The sequence below is a fragment of the Streptomyces sparsus genome, from assembly GCF_054776295.1.
The window spans coordinates 1-1,457 of sequence record NZ_BAAHCA010001103.1; the positions used below are offsets into that span (position 1 = coordinate 1).

The 1,457-nt window shown below is 73.3% G+C and carries 1 protein-coding gene; it reads left to right on the top strand.

What is annotated here, in order from left to right:
- The first annotated feature begins 169 nt into the window (after nt 1-169).
- Nucleotides 170-1,015 (top strand): DegV family protein, encoded by an 846-nt coding sequence (locus ACYVE9_RS26640; protein WP_461030456.1) that lies wholly within the window; start codon nt 170-172, stop codon nt 1,013-1,015.
- Nucleotides 1,016-1,457 lie beyond the last annotated feature (442 nt).

Below are 1,457 nucleotides of genomic sequence, written 5' to 3' on the forward strand. Positions count from 1 at the left end.
CCAGGGTGGGATGCTCCGGGGAGCGGGCCAGGGGCTTCACCGGCTGCTGCGGGCGCTGGTACGTCGGGGCCGTTGACCCGCCCGGCCCGCGGACGCCGGGGCGCCGGCGATCACCGCGGGTGCGGGGTCAGGCTGCCGACGGGCCCCGGAACGCAGTAATGTCCGACTCATGTCCCGTCACGTCGCGATCGTCACCGATTCCACGGCATATCTGCCACCGGCGGCGCTGCGGGAGCATCGCATCACGGCGGTACCGCTGACGGTGGTCCTGGACGGCCGCGCCTTCGCCGAGGGCACCGAGATCTCGGCGCGTTCACTGGCCGAGGCGTTGCGCAGGCACCGTCCGGTGACCACGTCGCGGCCCAGCCCCGAGACCTTCGCCGCCGCCTACCAGGAGGTGGCCGAAGCCGGCGCGGACGGCGTCGTCTCACTGCACCTGTCGGCCGAGTTCTCCGGCACGTACGACGCCGCGGTGCTCGCCGCCCGCGACGCGCCGGTGCCCGTTCGGGTGGTGGACACCGGCATGGTCGCGATGGCGCTGGGCTTCTGCGCCCTCTCCGCCGCCGGCGCTGCGGCAGCCGGCGGGTCCGTGGACGAGGCGGTGGCCGCGGCGCGGAAGCGCGCCGAGGGCACCTCGGCCTTCTTCTACGTCGACACGCTGGAGCATCTTCGCCGCGGCGGCCGGATCGGTGCGGCACAGGCCCTCCTGGGGTCGGCCCTCGCCGTGAAACCGCTGCTCGAACTGGCCGACGGCAGCATCGGCATGCTGGAGAAGGTCCGCACCGCCTCGAAGGCGATCGCCCGGCTCGAGGAGCTCGCGGTGAGCCGGGCGGGCAGCGCGCCGGTGGACGTGGCGGTGCACCACCTGGCATCGGCAGAGCGGGCCGAACAGCTGGCTGACCGGTTGCGGGAGCGGATCCCGGCGCTGGGTGAACTGCACGTGAGCGAGGTAGGCGCCGTCATCGGCGCCCACACCGGCCCCGGCCTGCTCGGGGCGGTCGTCTCCCCGCGCTGACGCGACGCTGGTTCGAGCATGCCAGCCGGTAGGTCGGTGAGGTGGTCTCCGGCTGCCGAATCCTTCGATGGAGTGGGCGAGTTATCCACAATCCGGTGGTTTTCCACAGGAAGACGTCAAGATCCACTTTTTGGTGGACGGATACCTAGAGTCACTCGACATGACTCAGCGCTCAGCACACGACGTCGTCCGTCCCGCCTCCCGAGACGCGCAGTCGCCGCCCGCGACCGGCCCCCGGACCGCTCGACCCGCCGGCCCCCTCCCGCCGGGCTCGTGGGTGTCCGGACCTCGCGCTCCCGGCCCTCGCACGTTCGACCTCCGCACCTCGGACCTTCGCAATCCCGACTCCCGCAATCCCGGCCTCCGCGCGCCGGGTTCGCGGACGTCCGGCCCGGGCCGGGGCAGGCCCCGGCGAAGTGGGCCGAGGGGTGGGAGCAGGGCC

Excerpts from the sequence above, each read along its gene's own strand:
- ACYVE9_RS26640 (WP_461030456.1), top strand. The coding sequence starts at position 170 with ATGTCCCGTCACGTCGCGATCGTCACCGATTCCACGGCATATCTGCCA.